General features: G+C 56.1%; 17 protein-coding genes, 1 pseudogene and 1 riboswitch. Of the genes and pseudogenes, 8 read left to right on the top strand and 10 right to left on the bottom strand.

Going from position 1 to position 23766, the window contains the following annotated elements; all coding sequences use genetic code 11:
- Nucleotides 1-167: 167 nt before the first annotated feature.
- From nfsA to PSAB_RS01620, 4 genes are all read right to left on the bottom strand, one after another.
- Complete coding sequence (gene nfsA / locus PSAB_RS01635) at nt 168-950, bottom strand: oxygen-insensitive NADPH nitroreductase (protein WP_025332847.1); 783 nt, start codon at nt 948-950, stop codon at nt 168-170.
- A gap of 37 nt (nt 951-987) precedes the next feature.
- Nucleotides 988-3444 carry a heavy metal translocating P-type ATPase gene (locus tag PSAB_RS01630; protein ID WP_025332846.1) on the bottom strand — a complete coding sequence of 819 codons (2457 nt, stop codon included), beginning with the start codon at nt 3442-3444 and terminating at the stop codon, nt 988-990.
- 125 nt (nt 3445-3569) lie between these two features.
- Nucleotides 3570-3773 carry a copper ion binding protein gene (locus PSAB_RS01625; RefSeq protein WP_025332845.1) on the bottom strand — a complete coding sequence of 68 codons (204 nt, stop codon included), beginning with the start codon at nt 3771-3773 and terminating at the stop codon, nt 3570-3572.
- 14 nt (nt 3774-3787) lie between these two features.
- A complete protein-coding gene (locus PSAB_RS01620; RefSeq protein ID WP_025332844.1) occupies nt 3788-4138 on the bottom strand; it encodes a metal-sensitive transcriptional regulator in 351 nt (116 codons plus the stop codon).
- Nucleotides 4139-4342: 204 nt separating this feature from the next.
- Here PSAB_RS01620 and PSAB_RS01615 point away from each other — a divergent pair, with 204 nt between their 5' ends.
- The 6 genes from PSAB_RS01615 to PSAB_RS01590 all read left to right on the top strand — a co-directional run bounded on the left by PSAB_RS01615 (nt 4343) and on the right by PSAB_RS01590 (nt 11019).
- Nucleotides 4343-4933 (top strand): DUF5317 domain-containing protein, encoded by a 591-nt coding sequence (locus PSAB_RS01615; RefSeq protein WP_025332843.1) that lies wholly within the window; start codon nt 4343-4345, stop codon nt 4931-4933.
- Nucleotides 4934-5305: 372 nt separating this feature from the next.
- On the top strand, nt 5306-7144 hold the full coding sequence (locus PSAB_RS01610; RefSeq protein WP_025332842.1) for a bifunctional diguanylate cyclase/phosphohydrolase: 1839 nt from the start codon (nt 5306-5308) through the stop codon (nt 7142-7144).
- A gap of 198 nt (nt 7145-7342) precedes the next feature.
- Complete coding sequence (locus PSAB_RS01605; RefSeq protein ID WP_025332841.1) at nt 7343-8863, top strand: MDR family MFS transporter; 1521 nt, start codon at nt 7343-7345, stop codon at nt 8861-8863.
- A gap of 5 nt (nt 8864-8868) precedes the next feature.
- A complete protein-coding gene (locus PSAB_RS01600; RefSeq protein WP_025332840.1) occupies nt 8869-9438 on the top strand; it encodes a PadR family transcriptional regulator in 570 nt (189 codons plus the stop codon).
- 91 nt (nt 9439-9529) lie between these two features.
- Nucleotides 9530-10507 carry an aldo/keto reductase gene (locus tag PSAB_RS01595; RefSeq protein ID WP_025332839.1) on the top strand — a complete coding sequence of 326 codons (978 nt, stop codon included), beginning with the start codon at nt 9530-9532 and terminating at the stop codon, nt 10505-10507.
- A 167-nt stretch (nt 10508-10674) separates the two neighbouring features.
- On the top strand, nt 10675-11019 hold the full coding sequence (locus PSAB_RS01590) for a helix-turn-helix domain-containing protein (protein WP_025332838.1): 345 nt from the start codon (nt 10675-10677) through the stop codon (nt 11017-11019).
- 137 nt (nt 11020-11156) lie between these two features.
- Here PSAB_RS01590 and PSAB_RS24880 read toward each other — a convergent pair whose 3' ends face one another.
- On the bottom strand, nt 11157-11309 hold the full coding sequence (locus PSAB_RS24880; protein ID WP_084266401.1) for an anti-repressor SinI family protein: 153 nt from the start codon (nt 11307-11309) through the stop codon (nt 11157-11159).
- A 26-nt stretch (nt 11310-11335) separates the two neighbouring features.
- A riboswitch (cyclic di-GMP riboswitch) is annotated at nt 11336-11425 on the bottom strand.
- A gap of 557 nt (nt 11426-11982) precedes the next feature.
- On the opposite strand from PSAB_RS24880, the gene PSAB_RS01585 reads away from it, so the two are divergent.
- Both PSAB_RS01585 and odhB read left to right on the top strand, forming a co-directional pair.
- On the top strand, nt 11983-14868 hold the full coding sequence (locus PSAB_RS01585) for a 2-oxoglutarate dehydrogenase E1 component (protein ID WP_025332837.1): 2886 nt from the start codon (nt 11983-11985) through the stop codon (nt 14866-14868).
- A gap of 32 nt (nt 14869-14900) precedes the next feature.
- Nucleotides 14901-16218 (top strand): annotated as a pseudogene (gene odhB / locus PSAB_RS01580) (2-oxoglutarate dehydrogenase complex dihydrolipoyllysine-residue succinyltransferase).
- A 676-nt stretch (nt 16219-16894) separates the two neighbouring features.
- Here the strand turns inward: odhB and PSAB_RS01575 are convergent.
- The 5 genes from PSAB_RS01575 to PSAB_RS01555 all read right to left on the bottom strand — a co-directional run bounded on the left by PSAB_RS01575 (nt 16895) and on the right by PSAB_RS01555 (nt 23544).
- The gene (locus PSAB_RS01575; protein WP_025332836.1) at nt 16895-17716 is read right to left on the bottom strand and encodes an alpha/beta fold hydrolase; all 822 of its coding nucleotides are present in this window, start codon (nt 17714-17716) and stop codon (nt 16895-16897) included.
- A gap of 361 nt (nt 17717-18077) precedes the next feature.
- Nucleotides 18078-19376, bottom strand: a complete 1299-nt coding sequence (locus tag PSAB_RS01570; protein WP_025332835.1) for an L-lactate MFS transporter — start codon at nt 19374-19376, stop codon at nt 18078-18080.
- 89 nt (nt 19377-19465) lie between these two features.
- Complete coding sequence (locus PSAB_RS01565) at nt 19466-20191, bottom strand: LytR/AlgR family response regulator transcription factor (RefSeq protein ID WP_025332834.1); 726 nt, start codon at nt 20189-20191, stop codon at nt 19466-19468.
- Nucleotides 20188-21852, bottom strand: a complete 1665-nt coding sequence (locus PSAB_RS01560; RefSeq protein ID WP_025332833.1) for a sensor histidine kinase — start codon at nt 21850-21852, stop codon at nt 20188-20190. The genes PSAB_RS01565 and PSAB_RS01560 overlap by 4 nt, the downstream gene beginning before the upstream one ends.
- A 174-nt stretch (nt 21853-22026) precedes the next feature.
- Nucleotides 22027-23544: a methyl-accepting chemotaxis protein gene (locus PSAB_RS01555; RefSeq protein WP_025332832.1), complete on the bottom strand. Its 1518-nt coding sequence runs from the start codon at nt 23542-23544 to the stop codon at nt 22027-22029.
- Nucleotides 23545-23766 lie beyond the last annotated feature (222 nt).

The raw sequence follows: 23766 nt of genomic DNA, 5'->3' as shown, positions 1-23766 counted from the left end.
GGCCAGCCGCACCGCTTCGATCCGGCTCTTACCTCAATGATCTTAGGGTGACAACTGTCACCTCATAACAGCAAAAAAGGTACGAACCCCGGCAGTCCCCTGCCGAAGCCCGTACCCTTTTAATTGAAATCCCACACGCCTCCTGCGGATTTACACCCTATTCCACCCTATCTTCGCAAAAAGCCTTTGCCCTGAAGAAAATCCTTCATATGCAGCCGGATCGGCTCCGCCAGACGATCGGCCATGATCGCCGACCAAGGCGTATCCTTCGCCCCTCCGGTCCGCTTGCGCAAATACTCGGACATTGTAGCGTCGTAGGCCTTGACCTGACGCACCGTCTCTTCGGCATCGTAGCGGTCACGATGCAGCACCGCCGGCAGCGGCAGCCGCGGACGCAGCGCCGGGGCCTGGTCGGGATAGCCGAGGCACATGCCGAACAGCGGATAGACCAGCTCGGGCAGTCCGAGCCGCGCCGCTACCTCGGCGATCTTGTTTCGCAAGCCGCCGATGTAGACGATGCCCAGCCCCAGCGACTCCGCTGCCACGGCGGCGTTCTGCGCGGCCAGCGCGGTGTCGACGGTGGCGATGATGAAATTCTCCGCCGAATCCTCGTAGGTCGCCGCGCCGCCCAGATGCGGCTTGGCCGTCTCCCGCAGCCGATAAAGATCGGCGCACCAGACCAGAAAGACCGGGCACTCCGCCACATAAGCCTGGTTCCCGGCAAGCGACGCAAGCTCCGATTTCAGCGCCGGATCGGTCACCGCGATTACGCTGTACGCCTGCACATTGCTGGAGGTGGAGGCCATTTGCGCCGCCTGGATAATGGCCGCAAGCTGCTCTTCGCTCACCGGGTCCGGGCGGAACTTGCGGACGGAGACATGTCTACCCAGCAGGGACAGCACTTCGTTATCAAGGGATGCCGCCTCGGACTCCCGGAGATCCTTGCTCATTGCTACCCACTTCCTTTCAAGCTATTTCACGTATGCGTTATAACTTTACCCGCTGCAGCCGCAGCGCATTCAGCACGACCGAAACCGAGCTGAACGCCATCGCCGCGCCGGCCAGCCACGGCGCGAGGAATCCCAGCGCGGCCACCGGAATCCCGACCGTATTGTAGCCGAGCGCCCAGAACAGATTCTGCTTGATGTTGCCCATCGTCTTACGGCTCATCTTGATCGCGTCCGCGATGGCCTTCAGATCGCCGCGCATCAGCGTAATATCCGCCGCTTCCATCGCCACGTCGGTCCCGGTGCCGACCGCCATGCCGATATCGGCGGTCGCCAGCGCTGGCGCGTCATTGATGCCGTCGCCGACCATTGCCACCTTCACGCCGCCTGCCTGAAGCTTCCGCACCGCCTCGGCCTTGCCTTCGGGGAGCACTTCGGCCATCACCCGGTCAATGCCGGCTTCGGCCGCAATCGCCCGGGCCGTCCGCTCGTTATCGCCGGTGATCATCACAACGTCGATCCCCATGCCCCGCAGAGCCGCCACGGCTTCGCGCGAGGTCGGCTTGATCGTATCCGCGACGGCCACAATGCCTTCGCAGATTCCGTCCACCGCGACCAGCATCGCCGTCTTGCCCTGCTGCTCCAGATCGTTCATGGCGTCAAGCCAGCGCTGCGCATTGACGCCGCTCTCCTCCATCATCCGGCGGGTGCCGACGATGATCTCCCTGCCCTGGACGGCGGCCTTGATACCCCGCCCGGGTACATTGACGAAGCTTCCGGCTTCGGCCAGCGCAAGCCCCTTCTCCGCCGCGCCTGCAGCCACCGCCTCGGCAAGCGGATGCTCCGACAGCTTCTCGGCCGCTGCCGCAAGCGCCAGAAAGCCATCTTCCGGGGCCAGCTCCGGCGCGCCTTTGAAGCCGGGCGATACCAGCACGTCCGTGAGCACCGGCTTGCCGGCCGTCACGGTGCCCGTCTTGTCGAGCACGACGAGCTGAATGCCCTGCGCGGCTTCCAGATGCTCGCCGCCCTTGAACAGAATGCCCAGCTCCGCGGCCCTGCCGGAACCGGCCATAATCGAGGTCGGCGTAGCTAAGCCCAGCGCGCAGGGGCAGGCGATAACGAGCACGGCGATCCCTTTCTCCAAGGCTTCGGCGAACTGTCCCGGCGCCGCCCACAGGTACCAGATGAAGAAGGTCAGCGCCGCGATAGCCACAACAATCGGCACGAAGATGCCGGAGATGACATCGGCCACCCGCTGGATCGGCGCCTTGGAGCCCTGGGCTTCCTCGACCACGCGGATAATCTGCGCAAGCGCCGTATCGCGGCCCACCTTGCGGGCTTTGATCTTCAGCACGCCGTTCTTGTTCACCGTCGCTCCGATTACAGGGTCGCCCAGCTTCTTCTCCACCGGAATACTCTCACCCGTCAGCATCGATTCATCGACGGAGGACAGGCCTTCGGTCACTTCGCCGTCGACGGGAATCTTCGTGCCCGGCTTCACGAGTACGATATCCCCGATGACGACTTCCTCTACAGGGACGCTTATCTCCGTTCCTTCCCGGATGACAAGCGCCGTCTTGGCTTGTAGGCCCATCAGGCTGCGAATGGCGTCGGAGGAGCGGCCCTTGGCCAGCGCCTCGAACCATTTGCCGACCAGAATGAGCGTGATCAGCACAGCTCCGGTCTCATAGTACATTTCGACCGTATGATTCATGCCGTTCATACGCAGAGAATCAAGCGTAAGATACAGGCTGTAGAAATAAGCGGCCGACGTGCCCAGCGCCACCAGCACATCCATATTGGCGCTGCCGTTGCGGAGCGCCTTGTAGGCGCCGACATAGAACTGCCAGCCGATAATGAACTGCACCGGGGTAGCCAGAACAAGCTGGAACCACGGATTCATGAACAGCTCCGGTACAGGAATCCAGGAAGTGAATGAGAAATGCCCGACCATCGCCCAAAGAAGCGGCAAAGACAATAGCGCCGAAATCATCCATTTGATCCGCTTGCGGCTGATTTCAAGCTCACGCCGGTCAGCGGTCTCCTTCCGGTCTTCCTTGAGCGAGGCTTTATAGCCGATCGAGTCGACCTTGGCGATGATGTCCTGGGGAGTAATCATCCCCGGGGTATATTCCACATGCGCCGTTTCAAGCGCAAGGTTAACATTGACTTCGGCAATGCCCGGCATCTTTCCGAGCACCTTCTCGATCCGGGCCGAGCAGGCGGCGCAGGTCATGCCCGAAATATCGAAGGCCGCCGTTTCCTTCACCGTGTCATAGCCGAGCGAGCGGATCTTCTCCTCGATTTTCGGCACGCTGACAACCTTGGGATCGAAGCCCACAGACGCCTGCTCGAGCGCAAGATTGACATTCGCCCGGGAAACGCCCTCCATGCGGGAAATCCCTTTCTCAATCCGCGCCGCGCAGGCGGAGCAGGTCATGCCCGTAATCTGCAAGGTCGCCTGTTCCTCCGCCGGCGCAGCTGCTGCGTTATCCATACGATCACTCTCTTTCCAGTACCCATAGGGGGTATACAAACATTAAAAAAAGAGAAGGCCCGGAATGGCTCGGGGAACTTTCTTCCTCTGCCGTTCCACGCCTTTCCTTTCGGCTGTCTTGCCTGTTATTGAACCACGTCGTAGCCTTGGTCCTCAATCGCTTCCTTGATGGCGTCCACACTAAGCTTGCTGTCGTCATAATCAACCGCAACGGTCTTGGATGCCAAATCCGCTTTGGCCGACGCTCCCAAATTGCCCACTGCCTTCTCTACCGAGCTGACGCAATGCCCGCAGGACATTCCCTCTACATTCAATACAACGTTTGCCATGATTAATCCTCTCCTTATTTCATTAATCTGCCGACCGTAATCAGCAGTTCGTCAATAACCTCGTGTTCGCCGGCTTCGATTCGCTCGACAATACAGCTTTTCATATGACCCTCAAGGAGCAGCTTCCCGACACTGCCTAGCGCCGACTGGACCGCCGCAAGCTGGGTCAGAACATCGTCGCAGTAGGTGTCACGGTCGATCATGCCTTTGATGCCCCGAATTTGCCCTTCTATGCGGTTAAGCCGGGCCGTGAGCCCGTTCTTGAATTCCTGAGTATGATGACTTTTACGTACTTCGGAAGAATGGCAGTCGCCGTCGCAGGACCCTTGGTCAAGCGTCTCCTCTCGTTTTTCATGTGCCGTCATGCATCAACCTCCTCACCCATACTTTAATATACCCCCATAGGGTATGTCAAGCGAAATCGGCGCATTCCTCTGCTTCGCTATTTTTTGTCACATTTCTTCGGATAATTTTGTTATACGCAGGAGGATTTCCATAATTAGGGGCGAATATTCCCTTTTATCAAGGCTTTCCATAGTTCTAAATACATAGATTTAGGAGCTAACAACATGGTCTACGATGGCATTGTGCTCGGTCTGGTGGTGGGTCTGCTTCGCGGCGGCTTCCGTTATGGTCTGACGCAATTCGGCAACCTTCGCATCAGGGGCGGACTCTGGTTCCCTCTCCTGCTGCTGCTGCAGTTTGCCGTGTTTGAACTGAATGATCGGTCGTCTGCCTTTGCTTCGATCAGCGGAATTTTTTTTATCGCTGTATACGCAGCCGGGCTTTATCTCCTATGGTTGAACCGGAGCACTCCGGGCTTCCTGTTTATTTTCGCCGGCGTCTTTCTGAACTTTCTCGTCATGGCCGTCAACGGCGGCAAGATGCCTGTTTCGCTGGATGCGGCCAAGGTTCTGGACCCCTATTACGTGCATTTGCTGGAGTCGGGAACCGTCGCCACGAAGCATTATCTGATGGATTCGGCGACACGGCTGTCGTTTCTGGGGGACATTATTCCGCTGTCCAAGCCTTATCCGCGCACCCAGGTGATCAGCATCGGCGATATTGTGATGAACGCGGGGATTTTCCTCTACCTTCAGTACATTCTGGTTCCGGACAAACGGCGGATAAAGCAGGAGATGGAAGCCAAGCAGTCTTGACGATCCATTACCGAAAGGGGTGAGCAATTGTGAAAAAGAAACTGGACGGCGTGTTCTATTCGCGCATCATTATCAATACGGTTATCGTTGCTTCCGTGGTTATGGCTTTGACTTCCGGCTTCAGACTCATCGGCGGCGGCCGTTAATCCAAAGCAAGCAGAGGGGCAGGCTGATGTTCAGCCTGCTTTTTTAACATATTTATTAAAAGTTGAGCTATTTCAGGCGATATACATATGCAGGGAACAAATGCCGTTTGCGGGAAAGAAGCCTGTTTCTGATGCGCTGAATTAACCTGCCGGAAATCTATGAAATTTGTATGTAATCCTTTAAAATAAGTGGAGCAACACGACATTTGCGAGAGGAGGATCACCATTGTCAAAGCAGAACACAGCCACGCCCAAGCTGAACCTGAATCATCTATATGCAGCTGCCATTTGTCTTACGGGAATTGGCCTGTTCGCTTTATTTAATCGGGCCGTTTTCATCCATTACACTACTTCAACCTGGGTATGGGTATATGCGCTGGCGGGAGCGGCTGTGGTGCTGACGATCTTTACTTTCCAGCTTCCTCCTCAGGGCAACGGATTATCTCTGGACTCCTCCGTTTATCTGGCCTGTATTTTCGTCTTCGGACCCTCGTTCAGTCTAACCGTCCTTTTGGTTGCGTCCGCGGTGATTTTCCTGATAGAACGAAAGACCGTCTGGTGGAAGCATCTGATCAACTTTGCCGTCTATTCGATCATAAATGCCTCGGCGTCCTATACCTTTGCGGCGCTGGGCGGCGTACGGGGACCTCTTATGGACAACCATCTGGCGGCTTATGCCGGCGGCATGGCGATCTATTTTATTATGAACACGCTGCTGATCGTCCTGTACTATTATGTCCTCCATAATGAAAATCTGTACGAGACGTTAAAGGGAATGCTCAAGGATACGATCATCGCCTACCTTAGCACGCTCGTGCTATCGCTTGTGCTGACCATTCTTTTGTACCATAATCATATTTTCGGGCTGGCGCTGTTTCTCTGCCTCAGCATTTTGCTGTCCTATTCCTTCAAGCAAATGTTTACGATGTACCGCGACATCGAAGAACGGGCGAACCGCGATCCGCGTACGGGTCTGTTCAACCACAGCTACTTCGAGGTGGTGCTGGAGGAGGAAATGCGCAAATCCCGGAGCACCGGCTCCTCTCTGTCGCTGGCCATGATCGATATCGACGATTTCAAGAAATACAACGACCACTTCGGCCATCTCAAGGGCGACGGCTTGATTGTTTTCCTGGCGGAATTGCTGAAAAAAGAATGCGGTGGCGCCGAAATGGTCGTCTCCCGCTACGGCGGAGAAGAATTCACGCTTCTCATGCCCTCTTACGATACCGACCAGGCTAAAGATTTTCTCGATCGCCTGCGCAAAACGCTAAACAACTCTCCCTTCGACGGCACGGAGATCTTTCCGCAGGGCTGTCTGTCCTTCTCGGCGGGCATCGCGGGCTACCGATCGGACATTCATGACAAATCGGAGCTCGTCGAACATGCCGACCAGGCGCTGTACTATGCCAAGAAGCAGGGCAAGAACATGGTGCATATTTACGGCCACCAATCGCTGCTTGAGCAGGATATCGATTTCAGCCAGGACGTGCGGGATATCGAGCAGCAGCTCAACCTGTTCATGTACAAGGACATGGAGACCTTCAAGCATTCCAAGCGGGTATTCCGCTATGCCATGGACATCAGCGAGCTGCTGAAGCTCGACAGCCTGACGAAACGCCAGTTCACGCTGGGCGCGCTGATTCACGACATCGGCAAGCTGGAAATTCCCTGGGGCATCCTGAACAAGAAGGAGAAGCTCACGCCCGAAGAATGGGAAATGGTAAAATGGCATGTAACTTGGGGCAAGCAGATGGCGATGACCAATGACAAGTTCAAAGACCTCGCCGCCTACATCGAGCTGCACCATGAAAGGTATGACGGCAGAGGCTACCCCCACGGCTTCAAGGGGGAGGAAATCCCGAAGCTGTGCCGGATGCTGACCATTATCGATTCGTTTGACGCCATGACGACGGAGCGGCCCTACCAGCCGACCAAATCCGTGGAGGAGGCGATTGTCGAGCTGAGAGCCTGCGCGGGCAGCCAGTTCGATCCGGGGCTTACGGAGTTTTTCATCAGTTATATTGAGTCCAGGCATCTTCGTACCAAGGAGGCTGCGGTATAGCGCGCGGGATGCGCGCATTACCGCAGCCTTCCGGCCTGCCCAAGTCAATCGATAGGTCAACCCCTGCGGTCCAGCGGGGGTTTTTTGCTGCCTATACTTGAAGGAATCGACCTTGAATCGTCGAAAATAAGCATTGCCCCCCTATTCAAACTTGAATATAATTAATTTCATCAACTTACAAAAAAGGAGTTTATACCCATGCATTCGAAAGATAGCAATCTGAAGCTGGTCGTTGTCGGCCTGCTGCTCGGCATTTTGATGACCGCTATGGACAACACGATCGTCGCCGCGGCCATGGGCACCATTGTCGCTGAACTCGGCGGCCTGGACAAAATCGTCTGGGTGACCTCCGCCTATATGGTCATGGTTATGGCGGGCACCCCCATATTCGGCAAGCTGTCCGATATGTACGGCCGCAAACGCTTTTTCATGCTCGGCCTGCTGCTGTTCCTGATCGGCTCGGCCCTGTGCGGAACGTCAACCAGCATTACTCAGCTTAGCATTTACCGCGCCATTCAAGGTGTGGGCGGGGGCGCTGTAATGCCGATCGCTTTCACCATCGTCTTTGATATCTTCCCGCCGGAGAAGCGCGGCCGGATGACCGGACTGTTCGGCGCCGTATTCGGCATCTCCAGCGTGCTCGGCCCGCTTCTCGGAGCCTACATTACCGACTACGTCGGCTGGCAGTGGGTCTTCTATATCAATCTTCCCCTTGGCGTAATTGCCTTTGTTATGATCGCCATGTTCTACAAGGAGTCGGTCACCCACTCCAGACAGCGGATCGACTGGGGCGGCGCCCTTACGCTGGTCGGATCGGTGATTTGTCTCATGTTCGCCCTGGAGTTGGGCGGCCAGGAATATGCCTGGAGCTCCGTCAATATCATCGGCCTGTTCGCCGGATTTGCGGTTCTGCTGATCGCCTTCCTGCTGATTGAGCGCCGCGCAGCCGAACCCGTCATCACCTTCAGCATGTTTCAAAAAAAGCTGTTCGCGACAAGCGCGCTGGCCGGGTTCTTTTACGGTTCGGCCTTCATCGTGGCGACCGTCTACATCCCGATCTTCGTGCAGGGCGTATTCGGCGGGTCCGCGACCAATTCCGGCCTCATCCTGATGCCGATGATGGTCGGTTCGGTTGCCGGCGCCCAGCTTGGCGGACAGCTCACGGCCCGGACGAGCTTCCGCAATATTATGCTGCTGTCCGCCGTCTGCTTCGTCGCCGGCGTCGCCCTGCTCGGCACCCTGTCGCCGGACATTTCCCGCCTTCTGGTCAATATCTATATGGCCCTGACCGGTTTCGGCGTCGGATTCTCCTTCTCGGTGCTCAATATGTCCTCGGTCCATCATTTCGATGTCCGTCAGCGCGGCTCGGCCACGTCGGCCATTACCTTCATGCGCTCGCTCGGCATGACGCTCGGTATTACGATCTTCGGTATCATCCAGCGCAATATGTTTACGGACAAGCTGAGCAGCGCGTTCGGGGGAGCTGCCCAATCCTCGGCCTTCGGCGATCCGAGGTCCGCGCTGACGCCCGAAGCCAGAGCGAAAATCCCAGCGCCGGTGCTGGAGAAAATTTCGGCTGCGCTGTCCTCCTCCATCGCGCATACGTTCCTGTGGGCGCTTATTCCGGCGGCACTTGGACTCGGGGCCGTGCTGCTGATGCCGCATGACCGCCTGTTCAACCGCCAGAAAGCCCCGCAGCCGGCGCTCGACAAGGAGTAATCCCCATGTCGATGAAGCTGGCCATTCTCGGACTGCTGCTGGAGCGGGACATGCATCCCTATGAAATGATGCTGGTGATGAGAGACCGCGCCATGGACCGGATTACGAAGCTGCAGATGGGCTCCCTGTATTACGCCGTCGATCAATTGGCCAAGAGCGGACAAATCGAGCAGGTTGAAATTATCCGCAGCATCGACCGGCCGGACAAAACGATATACAGAATCACGGATTCGGGCAAATCGCTGTTCGAGCAGCTGCTGCTGCAGCAGTTCCGCAAGAACGATGCGATATTTCACCCGATGTATATCGCCCTGGCCTTCTCCCGGCATGTCGATCCGGACAAAATTGCGAAGCTGCTGGAGGAACGCATCCGGGAGGCCGAGCACCAGGTCAATCTTGCCTATCAGGTCTACGAGGAGCATATTCCTTCCGTCTCCCGGGCGGCGCTGCATCTGATGTACGGCAAGTACGAGCACAGCATGACCGAACTGAAATGGTTGAAGCGCCTGTACAGTGATGTACGGGCGCAGAGGCTCGGTGATGTCGGGGAACCGCTCGATCTGAATGTACAATAGCTTGCCGGGTACCCGCCCAGGATTAGAAATTGGGCAATTAAAGTTGTACAATAGCCATGTTGTCATCAATCACATTGTCGGAGGGATCGAATTGAAAACGTTACCGCTGAACAAACGCGGAATCCCCGCAAGCCGGCTGGTCCTGGGCTGCATGGGCCTTGGCGGGGGCTGGAACCGCGAGCCGGTTACCGAAGAGCACATCAAGGAAGGACATGAAGCTGTCGAAGCTGCGCTCCAGATCGGCATCAATATGTTCGACCATGCCGATATCTATACTCGCGGCAAAGCGGAGAAGGTATTCGGCGCCGTTCTTAAAGAACGCCCGGAGCTGCGCGAAAGCATCATTCTTCAGTCGAAGTGCGGCATCAAGCTGGCGGAGCCGGGCGAAAGCTCCAATGTGTTCGATTTCTCCAAGAGCCATATCCTGAGCAGCGTAGACGGCATTCTGTCGCGCCTCGGCGCCGAATACCTCGATATATTGCTGCTGCACCGGCCTGATCCTCTGATGGACCCGGAAGAGGTGGGCGAAGCGCTCCGCCTGCTGAAGGAGTCCGGCAAAGTCCGGCATTTCGGCGTTTCCAACATGAGTGCGGGACAGATCAAGCTGCTTCAGGCTTACAGTGATGAGCCGATTATCGTCAATCAGCTGGAAATGAGCCTGGAGAAAATCTTCTGGCTCGATTCAGTCGTGAGCGTGAACCAGGAAGCCTGGAAGGATCAATGCCTGCCCGAAGGGACGATCGAGCATTGCAGGCTGGAGAATATCCAGCTTCAGGCCTGGGGACCGCTTGCCCAAGGCAAATACAGCGGACGGCCGCTGGGAGACGAGGAACCGGAAGCGGTCCGCAGCACCGCTCGCCTGGTTCAAAAGCTGGCGGAAGAAAAAGGGACAACGCCGGAGGCTGTCGTTCTCTCCTGGCTGATGACGCATCCCGCCGCGATTCAGCCTGTCATCGGAACGGTAAACCCAAAGCGCATCGCGGCTTGCAAAGACGCAGACAAGCTGGAGCTTACCCGCAAGGAATGGTATGACCTGTATGTCAGTTCTCGGGGCGTACGCTTGCCCTGACCCTTCATTCGGCGCAGCGCCGCCGGGAAGGCCATATGTCCGCTCATAAGCTGCATTGCCGGCACCTTCCGGATTTCTCGGGCAAATCTGGAAAATGCCGGTTTTGCCATGTCTGCGGACGTTTGCTATACTAGTACAAAAAAGCAAGGAGGGGGGCGTAACTAGTCGTGCCAGATAACATAGGGCAGCACATTCAGCAGCTCCGCCTGGAGAAGGGATTATCCTTATCCGAGCTGGCGGGCAAGGCCGATGTGGCCAAATCCTACTTAAGCAATGTTGAACGCAACATCCAATCCAACCCCTCTATCCAATTCATCGAGAAAATTGCCGAAGCTCTGGACGTACCCGTTCACGTTCTTCTCTACGGAGAACTTTCCGATTCGCAGGAGGAACCGCTCGATTCCGAATGGTTCAAGCTGGTTCAGGAGGCCATGGCCTCAGGTGTAAGCAAACGCGAGTTCAAGGAGTTTCTGGATTACCAGAAATGGCGGCTTGAACAAAAGGATCAATAATGCGTTGTCCGCGGGCAATCTAAGAAGGTGCGGACATGCAGCTTGCAGATTCTTATACCGACATAAAGAGGCCATGGCGCCGCGCCGCCATGGCCTCTGTCATTATGAATTTGATTATCTTGTCAGACCCCTCTCCACTACATAGCCTTCAGCGTCCTGTCATTGAAGAACCGACGAATTTCATCCGCATGAATCCCTTGCTTCTTCGCCTTCAGAAGCAAATATACCCATTCCATATCAAGCTCTACCGTCTGCAGTTCTTCGATTTTCCCCTGGTTGGACTTATCCAAAAAATCTCCTCCTAAGATTTTTGTCCCCAGGCAGTCCGGCCGTCGTAGCTTCTAAAGATCACCTTAGACCCGAGACTTTGTGCCCCAGCTTTTCAGCAGGTTTACCTTTTACTGGACCCTTGTTTAAGGATCTGGTTACGATCATCATTGTTGACTAGGTTGCAAAGGTTATTATACAAAAGACTTGGCCGAAAGTGTGTCGAATGGTGGAAACCATATAATTTGCGCGGAAGGGAAGATCAAATCAGGCTGAAATGATAATCCCTATATAGCAATCGCTTTCAATTATGTATCTTCTTAGTAGTCTGTAGTATATAAGGACTATAAATTACAAGTACCCCTTTTTCAAGTCCCCTAATCATATTTTTTAACGTAAAAAATTATTTATCTAGTCATATAGGCCCGATAATTAGCGTTTATCACCTCTCCCGATGCGGTCTATAAGGTGCTGGTCGGCCAAGGGAAGACCGCCGTGATTACTCATGCCTTTTTTCGAACGGATTGGACGAAAGGTTGAATTGATTACCTATATTGAAAGTAGCACAATAGGATGGAAGCCATACCTTTATAATCGGTTATTTTTATAATAGAATGTAAACGTAATCATTGCAGCTCCTGTACAGACCGCCCTTCGGCGCCCGTCTGGAGTGTATCCGTTAGGAGGATGTTTGTTATGTCAGCCAATGAGTCCTATAGCGAATCCGTTTGGAGCAAGTATTATGGTCCCAATCTGGGCTACATCCAGGAAAAATACGAGCAGTTCACTGAAGATCCGTCTTCCGTCGAAGCCCGCTACCGCGAACTTTTCACTATCTACGGCCCTCCTCCGCTGACATCCGAGGCCGCCAAAGCTCCCGGACCTTCGCTGTCCGGCGACACTGACTGGCTCCGGAAAGCGGTGAGAGCATCCAAGCTGATCGCGAACATTCGCATCTTTGGCCATCTGGCGGCCGATATCGACCCGCTGGAACACGTTCAGGATTCCATGGCCAAATGGCTGAACCCCGAGACTTACGAACTTACGCGCGAGGATTTGCTCGCCCTGCCGGCCTCGCTCATCTGGGAGAACGCTCCGCCGGATGTGCAGACAGGCTGGGATGCTTATCACCGGATGCGCCAAACCTATACAAAGACGATCGCCTATGAATTCGGCCATGTCCACGACGAAGCCGAGCTCCGCTGGCTGAACAACCAGGCCGAATCGGCCACCTCTCCCGCCCCGCTGACGCCGTCCGAGCGCAAAGCTCTGCTGAACCGGCTGATCGAGGTTGAGCATTTCGAAACCTTCCTGCACAAGACGTTCGTCGGCCAGAAGCGTTTCAGCCTGGAAGGCACCGACGTGCTGGTTCCAATGCTGGACGAGATCGTCCGGGCCGCCGCGCATGACGGTGCGGAGCATATTCTGATGGGCATGGCCCACCGGGGGCGTTTGAATGTGCTTGCCCATATTTTGGGCAAACCTTACGAAATCATTTTCTCTGAGTTCCACCACTCTCCGAACAAGGAGCTGTTCCCGTCCGAAGGCTCCATGGGCATCAACTACGGCTGGACCGGCGATGTCAAATACCATCTGGGCGCCGACCGCGCGGTGCACGAAGGCGAGACCGTGCGCGCCCGCCTGACGCTCGCCAACAATCCGAGCCATCTTGAGTTCGTTAACCCGGTGGTGGAAGGCTTTACCCGCGCTGCCCAGGAAGACCGGAGCACACCGGGGCTGCCTGTGCTGGACACGAACAAGGCCATGGCCGTCCTGATGCACGGAGACGCCGCCTTCCCTGGCGAAGGCATTGTGGCGGAGACGCTGAATATCGGCAGGCTTAAGGGGTACCAGAATGGCGGAACGATTCATGTCATCGTCAACAACCGCATCGGTTTTACAACGGAGAGCGAAGATTCCCGCTCCACGCACTACGCGAGCGATCTCGCCAAAGGTTATGAAATTCCGATCGTTCACGTCAACGCCGACGACCCGGAAGCCTGCATCGCCGCCGTCCGTCTGGCCAGCGCTTACCGCAGTCTGTTCAAAAAAGATTTTCTCATCGATCTTGTCGGCTACCGCAGACACGGCCATAATGAAATGGATGACCCGGAAATGACCCAGCCGATCGTATACGGCAAGGTGAAGAACCACCCTACCGTTTACCGGATTTATGCGCAGCGGCTGGAACGCGAGAAGCTCGTAACTTCTGAAGATGTGGCGGCGATGAGCCGCGGTACCGAGCATGTGCTCCAGCAGGCCTACGAGCGGATAAAGGAAGGCAAGCAGAAGAACGGTGAAGTCAAGACGTCGGTCCCCGTTCAGACCGCGGAAAGCCGGACTGCCTCAACCGCTGTGCCGCTGACCCGGCTGCAGAGCATTAACCGCCAGCTTCTGTCCGTTCCGGACCAGTTCAAGGTGTACCCGAAGCTGCAGCGCATCCTGCAGCGGCGCAAGGACCTGCTAAACGATGGGGAGAAGGTGGACTGGGCGCTGGCCGAAACGCTTGCTTTTGCCACGATTCTGCAGGACGGGACGCCGATCCGGCTGAGCGGCCAGGATGCGCAGCGCGGCACCTTCTCCCAGCGGCATCTTGTGCTTCACGACAGCGACAGCGGAGCGCTCTTCGCCCCGCTTCACCAGCTTGAGGACGCCCGCGCTTCCTTCGGGGTCTATAACAGCCCGCTGTCGGAGGCTTCGGTGCTTGGCTACGAGTACGGCTACAATGTGTTCGCGCCGGAAACCTTCGTGCTGTGGGAAGCGCAGTACGGCGACTTCGCCAATGCCGCGCAGGTCATTATCGACCAGTTCATCTCCGCCGGACGGGCCAAATGGACGCAGCGCAGCAATTTGACCATTCTGCTGCCCCACGGCTATGAGGGCCAGGGGCCGGAGCATTCCAGCGGCAGAATCGAGCGCTATTTGCAGCTGTCGGCCGAGGAGAACTGGACGGTTGCCAACCTGACCACTGCGGCGCAATACTTCCACTTGCTCCGCCGTCAGGCTTCGATGTGCGGCAAGGCGGACGCCAGACCGCTCGTCATTATGACGCCGAAGAGCCTGATCCGCAATCCGCGCAGCGCTTCCTCCGGCATGGAGCTGGCGTCCGGGCGGTTCGAAGCCGTGTTCCCCGAACCGCTGCTTGGACAAAAGCCGGGCGAAGTCAAACGGCTCGTGGTCTGCAGCGGCAAAATCGCCATCGATCTGGAGGCCGAGCTGGAAGCGGCCCAGGGCAGAGACTGGTCCTGGCTGCATGTCCTGCGTCTGGAACAGCTGTATCCGTTCCCCGAGCGCGAGCTTGCCGCCCATCTGGCCTCCTTCGGCTCCCTTCAGGAAATCGTCTGGGTGCAGGAAGAGCCGAAGAATATGGGCGCCTGGAGCTACGCGGAGCCCCGGCTGCGCGCCATTGCGCCGGCCCAGGCCGGCATCCGGTATATCGGCCGTCCGGAACGCTCCAGTCCGGCGAGCGGATACGCGGATGTCCACAGCTTCGAGCAGCGCAGAATCGTCACGGAGGCCCTGAATTTGAACTCGCAAGCAAAAGCGGCTGTGCCGTCTCCTTCGGGGACGGTGTCACGATAGCAGAAATCCACACTTTGGGGAGGTAGCGGCCTGTGTCCGAAATTAAAGTGCCCGATTTGGGCGAATCCATTACCGAAGGCACGATTTTTAAGTGGCATGTAAAAGAAGGAGATTCCGTTGGCCAGGGAGACGTACTGGCCGAGCTGGAAACGGATAAAGTCAATTTGGAAATCAGCGCCGAGGAGAGCGGCGTCATTTCCGCGATTCTGCGGGGAGCCGGAGAGAACGTCGCCGTCGGCGAAGTGATCGGCCGGATCGGCGGCGGGGGCGGCAAGGCTTCGGCAGCGGACAAGGGCAAGCCTGCCTCACCGGAGGCGCCGGTCGTGCCTGCCGCGCCGGAAGCGCCTGCGGCGCAGCAGCCGGCGGCGCCATCCGCCAGTGCAGGGACCCTGGCGGCCGCCCCGGAGGGACCGGCCGCCGACAGCGGCGCGTACCTGGCTTCGCCGGGTGCGCGCAAGCTCGCGCGCGAGCGCGGCATCGACCTCGGCGAGGTCGGCGCGCGCGATCCCATCGGCCGGATTGGCCAGGCCGATGTGGAGACCTTCGGCGCAGCAGCGGCGCCCGCTGCGCCGAAGCCGGCCCCGGCCGCGCCCGCCCAGGGCGCGCCGGCCGGCAGCACGCCGCCTGGGACCAAGGCGGCGGACGGTCAAAGAGACGGAGCGCAAGCGCATGTCGCGCAGACGGCTGACGATTGCCAGCCGCCTGGTGGAGGCGCAGCGCACGGCGGCCATGCTGACCACCTTCAACGAGGTGGACATGACCGCGATCCTCGATATCCGCAAGCGGCGCAAGGATAACTTCAAGGAGAAGCATGACATCGGCCTCGGCTTCATGTCCTTCTTCACCAAAGCGGTGGTCGGCGCGCTCAAGGCGTACCCGCTGCTCAATGCCGAGATTGACGGCGAGGACCTTGTCATCAAGAAATTTTATGATATCGGCATCGCCGTGTCCGCCAAGGAAGGATTGGTCGTGCCGGTGGTCCGGGAAGCCGATCGGCTTAGCTTCCCGCAGATCGAGCGGCAGATCGCTGAGCTTGCCGCCAAAGCCCGGGCCAACACGCTCGCCCTCTCCGATCTTCAGGGCGGCACCTTCACGATTACCAACGGCGGCGTCTTCGGTTCCCTGCTGTCGACGCCGATCCTGAACGCGCCGCAGGTCGGCATTCTGGGCATGCACAAGATCCAGCTCCGCCCGATCGCCATCGACGAAGAAACGACGGTCAACCGGCCGATGATGTACATCGCCCTGTCCTACGACCACCGGATCGTCGACGGCGCCGAGGCGGTTAGCTTCCTCGTCAAGGTCAAGGAGCTGCTGGAAGACCCGGAAGCGCTGCTGCTGGAGGGCTGAAGAAGGCCAACAGGAAGCCTTAACCCTCCTTTAAAGCTATCCCAAAAGTTATTTCGGGATGCTGGGTCTCCACTTTAAATGAAATGTTATAACCCTAAATGACCTCATCTTCCACATGCCTGTGGAGTTTGAGGTCATTTTTGAGTCGTCCCCGTCTAATTCGAACCCTATTGGCACAGTCCCGCTCGCTCCCCGCTCCTCAAAACGCAACGCAGTGGTCCAGGATTCACCCACCGCCGGACGAATGGGTGAAAGTCCGCATAGCGCGAAGCTCCTGGCGCGCGGTGTTTGGCGTAGCATAACAGTGGCCAACCACTCGAACACGCTAATCGTGAGCTGGAACGGAATTCCTCCCTCTTATTTTCCAACTGGAGGGCTTCTACCTATCCTGAAAGGGAATACCTCCCTCTTAATCAGGCATTTTTGCAGAAATATAAGAAATCCCGGCCAATAAGCCGGAGCTTTTCCCGTTTATGTCCGTATAACGTCCCTTTTACCCTAAATAAAGGGATTATTTTCCAGTTCATACATGCGTCGGGATCGTTGTCTGTCAATTAGCCCTCCATAGCGCGCCATTCTTCCATATCCACTTGTTCGATCATTACCGCTGTAAGAAAGGTCCAGGTAAGGCGCCAGCGCCTGCATGCCCTGCATTCCCTCAATGCTCTTTGCCGGTTTACTTATTCCCGTCCTCTTCCACCCTGTTCAGCCACTCCTGAACTAAGGCGTTGAACAGCTCCGGCTGCTCGATTTGCAGGTTATGACCCGCCCGGTCCAGCACCGCAAACGAAGTCCGGGTATATTTATTCAAGATGGAAAAAGCATCGATGTAGCCCGTCACGGCATCCTGCCTTCCCGTAACCAAGAGTCCAGGTTTATGAAATTCCTCCTGATCTACCGGGAAGGAGAAGCCGTACCGGGCTTTGATGGCAGCCAGAAAATCTTCGTCGGCCAACCGGATGCCGGATAATATCTCTTCGTTGTAGCGATTCCATGTATATTCGTCAAGGACGACTCCGATTGAACTGAAATCGTCTCGCTGTTCCTTTGTAAGCTTCTCCACAAAATTGACGTCCGTATAAACAGCGGAATGTGCGGGAAGCTTCCTGTCCTCTTTTTCCGGTATAATCATCGGGCAAATCAAAGCTGCGCCATCCACTTGCTCCGGACGCTCTGCAATGATTCCCCTGACGATATAACCGCCATAAGATCCCCCCGCGAGACAATAGGTCTCACCCGGAAGCATGATATCCAGAAAAGACAGCACCGCTTCCAGCATCTCGTCCGAACTTCGGATATCCTGATAATGGCGTGACTTCCCCATTCCCGGCAGATCGATGTACAGCCGTCTCCAGCCTTTTCTCTCCCTGAATACAGGTTCCATACAGCCGCTCATCAGCCGATGGTCGGGACTGAACCCATGGATCATCACTATAGGTCTGCCTTCGCCCCAATCTTCATAATATAACTCCGCTTTCCCGGTTTGACAGTATGGCATATATTGTTCCCTCTCCTTTCCTGACCCTACTATCTTACCACTATATCCCTTATATCGAAAGTATGTTCGTATAAAAAGAAACGGCTGCTCCGTCCTCGCGGTGGAGGGCAACCGTTTCTAGCGAAGAACTTTTATTTTCTCCTATTGTTAAAAGACGGCTCCCATCAGGCCTATGCTGACCCGGGGAACCGTCTTTTACGTTTTGCCGCCCTTTTTTATAATTTATTTAGGAGGAATAAACCATTTGCGGTTGGGCGGTCTTGCAGTTTCCGACATCACTCGAAACTCTTGCTTAAATCCTTGCTTGAAGCTATATGAAGTCACGCCTTGCAGGCCGAAGCCTGAGGTGGCGGCTGCTTCCTTAAGAAATCTGTTCGTATGCGGTGCGGCCGGGCATTTCCGGATTCCGTTTCCGTTCCTTGCGGACCTGAACCGGCGGTTTCAGCATCACGGCGATCAGGCAGGAAATCAGGCACAGCGCCCCGATCGTGATAAAGGTCGGTTTGAATCCGCCCAGGAAGGCGGCGATGATCGAACCGGACAATGCGCCGATGCCAAACCCTTGGTAGACAATGCCGTAGTTCTTGTTATGATTCTTCAACCCGAAGAAGTCACTGACGATGGCCGGGAAGACGGTGATGTTGCCGCCGAAGCAGAAGGCGATCGCCGCTACAGAAGCGAAGAACAGTCCGAAGTTCAGCTGCGCGAAGCTGAGCGTCAGCGCGGCTACGGCCGTGATGGCCATCGTGAAGCCGATCAGCTTCAAACGGCTCATTTTGTCGGACAGCGCGCCGAGAATCAGACGTCCGGCCGTATTGAAGATGGCGATCATCGCCACCGCATTGGCCGCGGTCTGCACGTCAAGTCCAGCCAGCTTCACGCCGATGTCTTTTACAATGCCGATCAGATAGAGGCCGCTCATGCAGGCGGTGAAGAAGATGGTGAACAGCAGGTAGGCTTGCTTCGTGCGCAGCATTTCGCCCACGGTGTAATCCTTTTTCTCCAGCGGGGCGAGCGGCGATGATGCTTTATCCGTTCCGGCCGGCGCCACGGAGGCCTCTCTGACAAGCAGCGAACCGATGATGACCATAGCCATGACGATCATGCCCCAATACAGGAACGTGCGGGAGACTCCAACCGACCCGATCAGATGGGCGTTCACATACTTAAAGATCAAGCTGCCTGTTCCGTACGCTCCAACCGATACTCCCGAGATCAGCCCTTTGCGGTTCGGGAACCATTTGATCAGATTCGACAGCGAGGTAATATAAGCCGTTCCGTCGGCGTATCCGGCAACGACCCCTGCCAGCAGATACAGCATCGGCAGCGTGGTTGCATGCGAGCTATACATCAGCCCGAGGCCCAGCATAACACCCGCCACGGCGGTCAGGCGGCGAAGCCCGATTTTATCCTGAAGCTTACCCGCAAAAAGTGTCGCGAATGCCAGCGCAAAGCTTGTGATCGAAAAGGTTGTAGATACGGAGCCGAGCTCCCAGCCATATTTTGTTACGAGCGGCTGGTTGAACAAGCTCCAGGTATAAATGGTTCCAAGGCCCATCTGCATAATAATGGTTCCCAGTACGATTAGAAAACGGTTGTTTGCTTTAGTCCCTACCGACATGGTTCTTTCCTTCTTTCCTTCGGTTATGGCCGCCTTCATGAGCGCCTCTTGCATCTTTATTGTAGCTTGATTGCAAAAATGCGGATGAAATACGGAACGAAATGACGGAAAGAAGGAATGAACGGCCACTACAGGCGCATAATCTGCCTGAATTCTTTGACCTTGCTGCGGCTGACCGGCACTTCAAAGTCCAGATCACGCAGCCGAAGCAGGTAGGTATTGTTAAACCATGGGATGATTTCTTTGATTTTGGACAGGTTGACGATGAAAGAACGGTGGCAGCGGAAAAAGCGGTCCTGCGGCAAACGTCCGTGAAACTCGGTGATGCTGACCCCCATGGAGTACTCTTCGTTTCGCGTAAAGACGCTCGTCGTCTTCTCCTGGGCCGAGGCGTAGTAAATGTCGTCGGCGTCGACGACGATGATTTTTTCATTTTTCCACAGATTGATCTTGTTGCTGACCGGATTGCGCTCCTCTTCCCCGCTGGGCCGGTGCGCTAAAGTAGCCTCGAGCTTGCCCAGCATCCCCTTGATCCGCGTCTCGTTATACGGCTTCAGAATGTAATCGAAGGCCTCAATCTCGAACGCTTCGGCGGCATGCTCCTTATACGCGGTGATGAACACAATATGGGGCTTCACGGAAAATTTGCTGATATTCTGGGCCAGAAACACACCGTCTACGGAAGGGATATTGATGTCGAGAAACAGCACATCCACCTGGTTGGCCTGCAAATATTTTAGCGCGTCCAGCCCGTCGTCGAACTCGGCCGCAATCTCTATGCCGCTGTTCGCCCGAATCAGGTAGGCCAGCTCCTGCCTGGCCAGCTCTTCATCCTCTACGATTATCGCTCTCATCGGTTCTCCTTTTTCACATCGAAAGTTATATCCGTCCCTTTATCCAGCCTGGTAATCGTCAGTCCCTCGCCGTAAATCAACTTCACCCGCTGATGCACGTTAAATAGCCCGATCTTGTTCTCCGGCATGCTGCCTTCGTACACCTTACGGATCGTTTCCTCGCTGATGCCAACCCCGGTGTCGCGGATGCCGATCCGCACGCTGTCTCCCCGGTCCTTGACTGAAATCGTCACCGTTCCTACGCCACGCCCTTTCAGTATACCGTGCACAATCGCATTTTCCACCAAGGGCTGGATGATGAGGCTCGGGATGCGGACTTCCGTCTCGTCATCGATATCGTAGAGAACCGTAAGGCGTCTTCCAAAGCGCGCTTTCTCGATTTCGACGTAATGCCGGACCTGCTGAAGTTCTTTGCGGATATCGATAAAATCGTCGGTGAGCTCCAGATTGTACCGCATATAGCCGGACAGATTGATGATCAGCTCCCTGGCCTTGTCGGGGTCGATCCGGATGGAGGAGACGATGGCGTTCAGCGCATTGAACAGAAAATGGGGATTGATCCGGGTCTGCAGCGCCTTTAGCTCCGCCTTGTTCGCCATCTGCTTGATGTCTTCCACCCGGGAGACCTCCATCAGTGTGGAAATAATCTGGGACAGGCCAACAGCCATCGCCTGGAGGGAATAGGTGATTTTGTGGGCTTTGGTGTAATAAATTTTGAGCGCGCCGGTGACTTCGCCCTTTTCCTTCAGCGGAATGATGATCAGCGACTTGATATGATGATGGTTGAATTCGGTATCGTTGTTGCGGATCGTGATTTCCCCGCTGGACAGCGTGATTTTCGTTGCGTCGCTGATAATCTCGTTCTTCTCCTCGTAATACTCTTCTCCGATGCCGACATAAGCGCGAATACACCGGGTATCGGTAATTGCGACCGCGTCAGCGCCGATATCCTCTTTGATGATCGTACAAATTTTACGCAGAGACTGCGGATTGATGGTACGAAAATAGGGAAGTGTCTTGTTGGCGATATCAAGGGCCAGCTTGGACTGCCTTGCCGCGATCCGCTCCTTCTCTCCTTCCACGCTCTGGACGAGCATGACGATGAGTCCAACACTGACCTGGCTCATAATCATCGGAAAGGCAATCTTCGATACGATTTCGACGCCGAGCGACGACGGATGGGCCATGACGAGAATCAGCAGCATCGTCAGCGCTTCGCAGCCCATTCCCGCCAAAATCCCGGCCTTCCAGCGGCGCTCTGCTGACGTGTGACGGTAGATGATCCCCGAGACAACGCCTGTCGTGATGCTAGTAATCAAACAGGGCACCGACGTGACGCCCCCAATATCGATCAGAAACCGGTGAATGCCGGAGATCAAGCCGGTTATGAGTCCTACCCAAGGGCCGAACAGAATGCCGCCCGCCATGATCGCCACGATCCGCACATTAACGAGCGAGCCTTCCACCTTGATTCCGCTGTATGTGCTGAATATGGCGAACAGGCTGAAAATGACGGTGGCGATGAACAGCTCCTGCGGCGCATAAGCCCCTTTTTGAAAAATCTCCTTGAACCGCGGCACCCGTGTTAATACAAACAGTGTCATAAGCAGCAGTGCCGCACGCTCCAGCAGCTGCAGCAGAATGACGAACGTATACTGCATCTTGTTCTTGCCCCCATAGTAAAATATATCGGTCATTATAGGCTGATGTCCCGTGATTTGTCCAACCCAAATCTATTCTCGGATTTGAAAAAAAGGCGCCCGCAAATTAGTCCGCAAGCGCCCGCCGTATTCCTCATGATTCAACTTCTTCGGGCTTTAGGCCCTTTCTGCTTCCTATACCGCCAAATCGATGCCGATCACGCCAACTGTCTCTCCCCGGTCATTCGTTACGGCCCTCGACAGCGTCACGCAGGAACGCTTCGTTATGGCCGACACATAGGGCTTCGAGACAAAAGCACCGTCGCTCATCGCTCCGCTCCACCAATCGCGCCGCTTCGCATTAAGCAGGCCCGCCGCCGGTTCGGAGAAAATAAAGGTGCCGTCCGTCCGGTTCGACCAGATGGCCTGCAAATCCGGCGTCTCCGCAAGACAGGAAGCCAATACCTGTCTGTGAGCATCCGGATCGGGCTTGTACAATTCCTCCTTGGCTGCAATGTGCGTTAGCAGTGATTGCATAACCTCCAGCTTCTCGGCGTAACGGCTTTCCTCAATCTCCTCCATGCCGGCGATCTGGCTTACGGACTGCCGCAGCGCCTGAGACTCCGCCAGCAGGCTGGCGCTGACCTCGTTCAGCTCCCCGATCTGCGTCCGCTGCCGGTTCACCTGCTCCAGCATCAGATCGACGCTCGCGATCGTCTCGTTCAGCAAGGCTACCGCGCTGCGCAGCTCTGGCAAAGCGCCGCCGATCAGCTCGTCCTGACGGCTGGCCGCCTTCACCGTGTCGGATACCGCCGTATCCACCGTCTTGACTGTGGCCGCAATTTCAGCGAGACGCGCCTTCACGGCTCCTACCTCGCCTACGCCGCGCTCCACGGAAGCCCGCTCTTTATCCACGGAGTCAAGCACCTGCTCCACTCCTTTGTTAAGATCCAGCAGCAGCGCGGAGGAGCGGTCCACCGAGGTGCGGCTCTGCTCCGCCAGCTTGCGGATGCGGTCAGCCACCACGGCAAAGCCCCTGCCCTGCTCTCCGGCCCTTGCCGCTTCGATGGAAGCGTTAAGCGCCAGCAGCGAGGTCTCCTCCACTACACCCACAATCACTTCGTTGATGCCTTCCACCATCGTGATAAGCTTGCTCAAGGAGGCGAACTCTTCGTACATCTTGCTGCTCTGCCCCTTAAGCTCTTCCATCACGGCGTCGGTGCTTTTGAGAGAATCGAGCATTTCCGCCACTTCCTGGTTGGCTTCCTGCATGCTTATCCCCAGCTTGTCCGTCAGTCCCTGAATACGTTCCGCCGCCTCGGCTACCCCGTCCATTGTCGCCGAGGCCGACTCCATATTCGCTCTCGCTTCATAGCTCCGGCCCTTCAGCGCCAGCTCGGATTGATGGGAGTAATCGGCCGTCTGCTGCAGGTCCCCCGTATGCCGGCTGATTTCCGCGAGCGCTCCATGCATCCGGTCCGAGGTCACCACCATTTCATTGCCGAGCCTGTGAACCTGTTCGTTTGCTTGCCTCAGCAGCTCCTGCTCCCGAATACGTGAACGGTAGACGGTAATCGAAAGCGGTACGAACAAGAGAACAACGAGCGCCAGCACAAGCTTATGAACCCAGAACATTTGAACCCACAGCACATACAGTAAGGCCAGCAGCGAAAGAGCGACATGAAAAGCCAAGACTTGACGGTTGTGTTGCACAGCATTCCACTCCACTTCATCATGTTATGTATGTTGACATTATAACAGGTAAAATTCTCCAATGATATGCATTTTTTATGAATAATCTGCTTGTTTCGACAGGATTCATGGGGAAAGCCGCGAGGTTTATAAATCATTTTCTATCAAAAAAGGAAAGCCCCACCTCCCCAAAAGGTAAACGGTTGGCTTTCCTTCAAGCTTGCAGCTGCGCTTATGGTCCGG

This window comes from Paenibacillus sabinae T27, from assembly GCF_000612505.1.
Lineage (GTDB): Bacteria > Bacillota > Bacilli > Paenibacillales > Paenibacillaceae > Paenibacillus_AQ > Paenibacillus_AQ sabinae.
The sequence above is the reverse complement of the archived record's forward strand: the minus strand, read 5'-3'. Positions and strand labels throughout refer to the sequence as shown.

What these genes read in the sequence shown, in the direction of transcription:
- nfsA (WP_025332847.1), bottom strand. Translation starts at nt 950, where the DNA reads ATGAGCAAGGATCTCCGGGAGTCCGAGGCGGCATCCCTTGATAACGAA.
- PSAB_RS01630 (WP_025332846.1), bottom strand. Translation starts at nt 3,444, where the DNA reads ATGGATAACGCAGCAGCTGCGCCGGCGGAGGAACAGGCGACCTTGCAG.
- PSAB_RS01625 (WP_025332845.1), bottom strand. Translation starts at nt 3,773, where the DNA reads ATGGCAAACGTTGTATTGAATGTAGAGGGAATGTCCTGCGGGCATTGC.
- PSAB_RS01620 (WP_025332844.1), bottom strand. Translation starts at nt 4,138, where the DNA reads ATGACGGCACATGAAAAACGAGAGGAGACGCTTGACCAAGGGTCCTGC.
- PSAB_RS01615 (WP_025332843.1), top strand. Translation starts at nt 4,343, where the DNA reads ATGGTCTACGATGGCATTGTGCTCGGTCTGGTGGTGGGTCTGCTTCGC.
- PSAB_RS01605 (WP_025332841.1), top strand. Translation starts at nt 7,343, where the DNA reads ATGCATTCGAAAGATAGCAATCTGAAGCTGGTCGTTGTCGGCCTGCTG.
- PSAB_RS01600 (WP_025332840.1), top strand. Translation starts at nt 8,869, where the DNA reads ATGTCGATGAAGCTGGCCATTCTCGGACTGCTGCTGGAGCGGGACATG.
- PSAB_RS01585 (WP_025332837.1), top strand. Translation starts at nt 11,983, where the DNA reads ATGTCAGCCAATGAGTCCTATAGCGAATCCGTTTGGAGCAAGTATTAT.
- PSAB_RS01575 (WP_025332836.1), bottom strand. Translation starts at nt 17,716, where the DNA reads ATGCCATACTGTCAAACCGGGAAAGCGGAGTTATATTATGAAGATTGG.
- PSAB_RS01570 (WP_025332835.1), bottom strand. Translation starts at nt 19,376, where the DNA reads ATGAAGGCGGCCATAACCGAAGGAAAGAAGGAAAGAACCATGTCGGTA.
- PSAB_RS01565 (WP_025332834.1), bottom strand. Translation starts at nt 20,191, where the DNA reads ATGAGAGCGATAATCGTAGAGGATGAAGAGCTGGCCAGGCAGGAGCTG.
- PSAB_RS01560 (WP_025332833.1), bottom strand. Translation starts at nt 21,852, where the DNA reads ATGCAGTATACGTTCGTCATTCTGCTGCAGCTGCTGGAGCGTGCGGCA.